The 7,897-nt window shown below is 71.9% G+C and carries 5 protein-coding genes; all 5 read right to left on the reverse strand.

All coding sequences use genetic code 11. From position 1 onward, the window contains the following. Window positions 1–108 precede the first annotated feature (108 nt). Window positions 109–2,661 carry a hypothetical protein gene (locus GQR16_RS16970; RefSeq protein ID WP_157416336.1) on the reverse strand — a complete coding sequence of 851 codons (2,553 nt, stop codon included), beginning with the start codon at window positions 2,659–2,661 and terminating at the stop codon, window positions 109–111. Between the two features lie 248 nt (window positions 2,662–2,909). Next, a complete protein-coding gene (gene pstS / locus GQR16_RS16975; RefSeq protein WP_157416337.1) occupies window positions 2,910–4,505 on the reverse strand; it encodes a phosphate ABC transporter substrate-binding protein PstS in 1,596 nt (531 codons plus the stop codon). Further along, on the reverse strand, window positions 4,502–5,911 hold the full coding sequence (pstA, locus tag GQR16_RS16980; RefSeq protein WP_157416338.1) for a phosphate ABC transporter permease PstA: 1,410 nt from the start codon (window positions 5,909–5,911) through the stop codon (window positions 4,502–4,504). Before pstA ends, pstS begins: the two co-directional genes overlap by 4 nt. Further along, a complete protein-coding gene (gene pstC / locus GQR16_RS16985; RefSeq protein ID WP_246200905.1) occupies window positions 5,911–6,969 on the reverse strand; it encodes a phosphate ABC transporter permease subunit PstC in 1,059 nt (352 codons plus the stop codon). The genes pstA and pstC overlap by 1 nt, the downstream gene beginning before the upstream one ends. Window positions 6,970–7,120: 151 nt before the next feature. After that, window positions 7,121–7,897, reverse strand: a 777-nt coding sequence (locus GQR16_RS16990) for a PASTA domain-containing protein (protein WP_157416339.1), incomplete at its 5' end; no start/stop codon positions are given.

A 7,897-nucleotide genomic window follows, 5' to 3' on the forward strand; every position in this document is an offset into this window, starting at 1 on the left:
ATTGGTGGAACAGGTGATGCGGGTCGTGCGGCGGTGCGGGTCGTGCGGCAGTGCTGGTGGTGCGGCGGTGCGGTCGTGCCGATGGTGCGGTCGGAATGGTCTTGGGTCTCAGATGCGGCGCCGCATCCGGCCGATGAAGGGCACCGCGAGGGCCCCGGCGAAGCCGCCGAGCAGGCTCGCCGGCACGGCGGCGGCGAGCGCCGACGTCTCGGGATCATCGGGGGTCGTCGCTCCGGCGAGCGCGGCGGCGACGTCGCCGCTCGCCGACGGGTTGCCGGCCGCAGGGGGTACCGGGGCGGACGCCCCCGGCGCGACGGCGGTCGAGGGTGTGTTCGGCGTGACGGCCGGGCTCCCTCCGGAGTTCGTGGGTCCGGGCGTCGGCGTGGGCGCGGGCACGGCCCCGGCTTCGATCACCCCGGCCGCGACGACCGCGATGTCGCGCCAGGCCTGCGGCAACGGTGCGTAGCCGTCGGGCAGCTGCCCGAATCCGGCCCCAGGGGTCTGCCCGTCGGTCGCCGCGAAGCGGATGAAGTCCGCGTAGCTCGCGCGCACCTCGTCGTCCTCCATGTACGGGCTGGCGGCGGCGTACACGGGCATCGTCAGCGGGTAGGCGGTGGTGGCGCCGGCCGCGGCCGTCGACTTCGGATCGAAGCCGTAGACCTGCGGCTGGTCGGGGTCGGCCGTCATCGCGGCCGCGGCCGCCAGCATCGCGTCGTTCGTGGCCGGCACGTAGGTGCCTGCCGGGTTCATCAGGGCTGCCGTGTAGATCTGGTAGCGCGCGGCGGAGGCGGTGTCGGTCAGGCCGAGCACGCGCTGCTGGCCGGGGAGCGCCCGCGCCGCCTTGCCGTACTTCGGGGTGAAGGCGAGGGGGTCCCAGGCGCCGAGCGCCAGCCCGTCGCCGCGGAGCGTGTCGTAGGCGCTCGTGGCGAGGTCGGTCACGTACGGACGCCAGGTCACCAGGTTGACCGCACCGCTCGACCCGCTCGCGGCCTGCTCCACGGGGTCGGCCTTCGGGAAGTCGGTGCGCGGCAGCGAGAACGCCACCCCCGACGGGTTGAGCTTCGCGTCGGTGGAGCTCCACGGGTTGACCGTCATCCCCCACGTGTCGGGTTCGCCCGCGAGGAACGCCGCTGCGTCGGGGTCCGAGGTCACGTACGTCCACAGCATCGTCGCGGGGTCGGAGCGCCCCTGCGGCACGAGGAGGTCGGCGAGCGAGGGCGCCACGAGCGACTGGTGCGCCCACTCCGGGTCGTTGATCGCGAGGAACTCGGGGTCGTTGTTGAGCGTGCGCGGGTTGTAGACCCTGGTCTCGCCGTCGAGGTGGCTGAGGTGGTCGCGGTCTGCGAGCGTCGGCAGCGAATCGAGGTACGAGTTCGTCAGGAGCTTCGCGACGAGTCGCGGGGTGAGCTTGAGTTCGGTGAACGGCAGCCCGGCGCGCTGCGACGCCTCCACGGGCACCGACCCGTCGGACTTCGGTTCGCGGTCGACCGCGAACGAGATCGAGAGCCCCGTCAGCGCGATGGGCGCGTAGGCGAGGGTGTCGGTGACGTCGGCGTCCAGCGGGAGCGAGGTGAGGGCCATCGGCGCGGTGTCCTTGCCGTTGGCGGCGAACGCCGCATCCGACTCGGCGCCGGTGAGCGCGGAGAAGATCGCGCCGGACTCGGCGTTGCAGAGCGCCGGCTGCCATGACGAGATCGCGGCGCCGACCAGCTCGCTGCCCGCGACCTGGCGCTCGGCCGCACCGATCGGGCAGCGGTTGCCGATCGGCGTGAAGTCGAGCCGCACGGCGAGCCGGTGCTGCCAGGCGTCCCAGAACAGTCCCGACTGGGTGATGTTCGCCGAGCCCGAGTCGCTCGTGCCCCGGGGCACGATCACCAGCCAGCACGGTGCGCCCGTGACGGAGCCGTCGGCGGCGGGCACCGCGGCACCGCACCCGAGCGCGGTCGACTGCATGGCCGTCTGCACCTCGAACTTCACCGAGCCGCTTCCGTCGCCGCCGGAGCCGGCCCACGGGATCTCGTTCGTCGTGTTCGCGGTGAAGAACTGGTTGGTGTTCACGTCGACGTCGACCTTCTTGCCGTCGACGATCGAGGCGACGGTCTCGCCGGTGGCCGAACGGAACGGGATCGACGTGTACGTCGGGCTCGCGAAGCCGTCGCCGATCACGGTGTAGTCCGCGTCCTCGGGATCGACGCTCTCGTCGCTGTCGCGGAACGCATCGCGCGTCGCACCCGGGGTGAGGTTGCCGCCGTACTGGCACGTCGAGCGGTCCGGACCGACGGGCAGCTCGGGGTGCTCGGGGTCGACGGCGGTGTCGCCCCAGCACTGGAAGATCTGCAGGAAGTTGCGTCCGCCCGTCTGCTGGCTCGGCACGGTCGAGGCCTCGCCGCCCGTCCACGACACCTGGATGCCCTGGGCGACGAGGTCGCGGGTCTGCGACACCGTCACGGCGAGCTCCGGGAAGGGCGCCGGGTCGGGCGACCGGTCCTGGTCGGCGGCGGTGACCGTGACGGCCGACGAGTCCGCCGCCGCGGCCGGTTCGGTGGCCGAGAGCGCCCCCAGCGACATCACGCCGAAGACCACGGCGGCCGTGAGGATTCCGGAGGTGCCCGATGCGAGCCACGTCGATCGGCGGCGTCCTTCGGTGCGTGCGTCTGGCACTGGTTCTCCAAGGGTGATTCGCAGCGGTCGAGCTGCTGACGGGGACGAAAGTATGGGCGTTTCGTGACGTCCCGATGAACGGTGCGTCAACGACGTCTCGCGCGCATGTGGCACACGGATGCCGCGGCGAATCGACTGCGGAAACCGGGCTTCGTCTGGGGTTTCATCACGGTTCGCTGGCGTGCGGTCGGCCAGCGGAGGCGCACCGGATCGGCCGCGGAGGAGCGGCCGACGCGGTGGGAGCGGACTCAGGCCTTCGGCGGCCGTGACTCCCTGAGCCGCCTGGAGGTCAGCGGCGGCACCACGATCGCCACGAGCAGCAGGATCCCGGCCGCGGCCATGAGCAACTGCGCAGGACCCCACCCGGGATCGGCGAGCGTGAAGGGCGACGAGACCGCGAGTCCGGCCGTGGTCGACGAGCCGCCCGAGACGAGGTTGCCGTTGGCGTCGTAGGTGGCCCCGGTGGATCCGGTGGATCCGCCACCGGTCGTGCCTGCACCCGCCGAGGGGGTGCCGCCCGCATTCGCGTTCGCCCCGGCATCCGACGATCCGCCGCCGCCGCCCGTTCCGGTGACCGGCGTCTCCTCGACGGCACCCGCGGTGCCCGTCGTGCACTGGTCGGGTCCCTGCTTGTCGCACGCGGCCGGCTGGGGTGCCGTGGCCGCGAGCTGGTTGTTCGAGGGCGAGTCGCCCGGCTTGAAGGTGGGGTTGTTGCACGTGTTCAGGTCGACGCCCGAGACGTCCGCACCCGGGATGCGCTTGATCTGCTCGAAGCCCGCCTGCACGAGGTTCATGGGCAGCGGCGAGTAGCCGAGCGCGGCCGCCTGCTGCTGCCCCTCGCACAGCATGTAGTTGGCGAACGCGCCGAGCGTCCTGCCCTTCGCCGTGGTGAACACCTTGTTCAGCTCGGTCGGCACGATCATGTAGGAGTAGCTCGAGAGCGGGTAGGCCCTGGCGTCCCCGCTGTTGTAGACGGAGTCGAGGTTCTGGGTCAGGTCGGCGTTGACGCTCGCCGACATGAGCGCGACGGCCACGGACTGGTAGGTCGGCTCGATGTAGTACCCCGAGGGGTTGAGCACCTTCGCGACCGGGAAGCCCGACTTCAGGGCGTACGAGTACTCGACGTACGTGATCGCGCCCTCGCCGTAGTCCTGGCTGACGTAGCCCGCGACGCCGAGGGAGCCGTTCTGGGCCTTGCCGTTCGCGGGGGTCGGGAACTGCGAACGCATGCCGGCCGTCCAGATCGACGGGAACTGCTTCGACATCCACAGCGTGAACTGGGCGCTCGTGCCCGACCCGTCGGATCGCACGACCGGCACGATCGCCTTGTCGGGCATCGCGAGGCCGGGGTTGTCGGCCTGGATGGCCGCATCGTTCCAGTTGGCGATCTGGCCGGTGAAGATCTTCGAGATGACCTCGCCCGACAGGCGGAGGTTCGTGACCTTCTTGCCGCCGATCTTGAGGTTGTACATGAACGACGTGCCGCCGGCGACGATCGGCATGTAGGCATAGCCCGTCTGCGGCACCTCGGGCGGCGAATTGTCTTCGGGCTGGGCCTGGAACGGGATCTCGGAGACGGCGAAGGCGACGCGCTGGTTGATGAAGTCCTGGCGTCCGGCCGAGGAGCCCGTGCCCGAGTAGTTGATGGTCATGCCGTAGTTGGAGGCCACGTTCTTGCGCCACTGGTCGAGTGCGTTCTGCGACCAGGTGGAGCCCGTGCCGTCGATCGGCTGCCAGGTGTCGGCGTACGCCGGGGCGGAGGCCGCCGAGGCGAGGCCGGCCGCGAGCAGCATGGTGGCGAGGGCCGCGGCGAACGCGCGACGCAATCGGGGTGTCCGGGTCATGCCGGGCGCTCCTCTGGGGTCTGGGCTTCGGGTGGGGCCGGTCGGCCTGGTGGAACGTCCGGGCCGTCGGATGCCCCGGGCGGGCGCGGCGGGTCGGCAGGGGCCTCGACGATCGCCGTCGCCGCAGCCGGCCTGGAGCGCTGCGACATCCGCTCGGCATCGCGTGCCGAGGCCGCACCCGCCGCCCGACGCTGCCGGTCGGAGAGCTGACCCGGCCCCTTGCCGCCGATGACGCGGGCGATCGCGAACAGGGCCAGCACGAGCAGGATGAGCGTCGCCGCCGCACCGAAGCCGCGCGCGATCATGTTCGGCTCCGGCGACTTGACGAAGTCGAACACCTGAAGTGGCAGCGAGATCATCGGCCCCTCGAAGGGGTTCAGGTTCATCACGGCGGTGACGCCCGAGGTGAGCAGCACCGGCGAGGTCTCGCCCACGCCGCGAGCGGTGCCGAGGATCACGGCCGTCACGAGCCCGGAGCGCGCGGTCGGCAGCACCACGTGCCACACCGTGCGCCACCGGGAGGCGCCGAGCGCGTACGACGCCTCGCGCAGGTGCCCGGCGACGAGTCGGAGCACGACGTCCGACGCCCTGATCACGATCGGCAGCATCATGACCGTGATCGCGAGGCTCGCGGCGAAGCCCGACCGCTGATGCGTGATGAGCGTGATGACGGCGGAGTAGACGAACAGGCCGGCGACGATCGAGGGCAGGGCGGTCATCGCGTCGGAGATCGTGCGCACGAATCGGGCGAACCTGCCGCCGACCTCGTTGAGGAACACCGCGGTGGCGATGCCGAGCGGGATCGTGATCGCGAGCGCGATGCCGATCTGGATGAGCGTGCCGACGATGGCGTGCAGGATGCCGCCGACCTCGAGCGAGTCGAGGGGGCCGGCGAACTTCATCGTCTCGGTGAAGAAGTTCAGGTGACTGATGGCGGGGATGCCTCGGCCCACCGTGTACAGCACGACGAAGACGAGCGCCGCGAGCAGGATCGCCCCCGCGCTGTACAGCATCGTCGTCATGACCCGGTCGACCACGGCCTGCCGGTCGGAGCGCATGGCCACGAGGAGCGCGTAGATGCCGAGGAAGACGAGGAATGCGACGACGAGCCAGCCGACCACCCCGGTCATCGGGGTCAGCCAGCCGAACAGCAGCGTCGCGACCGCGAGCGCCGCCGCGAGCGCTCCGAACAGGTTGAACCGGTCGTCGAGCGTCACGCCGCGCACGGCTCGCCGAGGACCGATCGGCTCGTCGCTGCGGGCCGGCACGACCGTGCGGCCGAGGCGGCCGCCAGAGGGCGCGGTTTCGGCGCCTGCGTCGGCGTCGGCGTCGGCGTCCGGCGCGATCTCGCGCTCGAGCTCCTCGAGCTCGGCCGGATCGACGAGCGTCGTGATCGTGTCGGTCATCATGCCCCGCTCTCGGCGCCGGATCGCGACCTGGCCACGATCGACGACGCGGTGAAGTTGACGACGAGGGTGATGAGGAACAGCACCAGGCCGGCCGCCATGAGCGCCGACAGCCCGAATTGGCTCGATTCGCCGTAGCGCAGGGCGATGAGCGCCGAGACGGAGTTGGTGCCGGTCTTCAGCACCTGCCAGTTGATCTCGAAGATCGGCGAGATGATCATGTAGACCGCGATCGTCTCGCCGAGCGCACGCCCGAGGCCGAGCATCGTTCCGCCGATGACGCCGCCGCGTCCGAACGGCAGCACGACGGTGCTGATCATGCCCCAGCGCGTCGAGCCGAGCGCGAGCGCACCCTCGCGCTCGCCCACCGGGGCCTGCGAGAACGCCTCGCGCATGACCGAGGTCTGCGTGGGCACGACCATGAGCGCCACGACCATGCCCGCGATGAACGCCGACGAGGTGAAGGCGCTCGCATCGGTGAGCCGGTTGCCGTCGGCGTCGGTCACGGCGAAGAACGGGATCCAGCCGAAGTAGGTCGAGATCCACTGCGCGACCGGGATGACGTTCGCCTGCAGGAAGAACACGCCCCACAGGCCGAAGACCACGCTCGGAACGGCCGCCATGAGGTCGACGAGCGTCACGAGCGCCGACTTCACGCGGCCGGGCACCACCTCCGAGATGAGCAGCGCCGTGCCGAGCGCGAGCGGCACCGAGAAGCACATCGCGATGACCGCGATGGTGATGGTGCCGAAGAGCACGGCGGCGATGCCGAACGTCTGCGTCTCGGGCGACCACTCGGTCTCGGTGAGGAACGAGAAGCCCGCGACCTGGAGCGCGTCGCCGGCCCTGATCGAGAGGAACACGCCGACGGCGAGCATGATCGCGACGGTCGTTCCGCCCGCCGAGGTCGCGACGACCCGGAAGACGGTGTCCGCGCGCGACGCCTTCGCGTCGAGCGAACGCGGGCGCGGACGGGGCGCGTCGTCGGGGGCGCTCTCGCGGGGGCCGTTCAGCAGCGCGGCCTCGATGATCTCGGTCGTGTCCGACCCGGAGCTCACGGTGCGCTCCCCGACTGCGGCGACGGACTCAACGGACTCCCCCGTGGGACTGGTGGCGGTAAGACGGCACGCGCGGTTGCCGCGCGTCGCCACACGATCCCGCCGCTCGGTGAACGACGGATTGCCGGTGCCCGAAGGACGCGTTGACCGGTCATGGCGCACCGGCCGCGGATGCCGCGGGCGGCCCGCTCGGCACGGGCGTCGGCGTGGGCGTGGGCGGCGTCGAGGCCTGCGGGGTGCGCGTCTCGCGAACGACCACGGTCGCGCCGAGTCGCAGCACCCCGCCCGCCGCCGGTTGCGTGCCGAGCACCGAGCCGTCAGCGACGCCGGGAGCGGCCTCGAAGGAGACCTCGACGACGAACCCGGCGTCGCGCAGGAGGGCGAGCGACTGCGAACGCGTCGTGCCCGCGACATCCGGGATCGCGTTCGACCCCGAGGCCACGGTCAGGTCGACCGCGCTGCCGACGGTCGAGCCCGCACCTGCGGCGGGAGCGGTCGACAGCACGGTGTCGCCGGGTTGCGGCGAGTCGACGACGGTCAGGGCGCCGACCCGGAGGCCCGCGTCGGCGAGCCGCTGCCTCGCGTCCGCGAGCGCGAGCGCGGCGAGCTCGGGGACGCTCACGCCCACGACGGGCTCGGCGGGCTGCGGCGCGGGCTCGGGGGCCTGCGGCTCGTCGCTCGGCGGACTCGCGGTCTCGGGCGGCGCGGCCGGTTGCGGGGTGCTCGACGGCACGCTCGCCTCCGGGATCGCCACGGGCGCGGCCATCGCCGCGAAGGCGAGGATCGCGGATGCCGCGGCAACCGTCGCGATGCCCGCGATCCAGGCCGTGATCCTGGTCGGTGGCCGACCGGCGACGGGTCTGCCGGCCGGCCCGGCGGTGCCGGTTCGAGCGTCGGCGCGCGGCGCGGCGGCGCGGGAGCGCCCGGC

It is taken from the genome of Agromyces allii (assembly GCF_009749385.1).
In the GTDB taxonomy this organism is placed as follows: Bacteria; Actinomycetota; Actinomycetes; order Actinomycetales; family Microbacteriaceae; genus Agromyces; species Agromyces allii.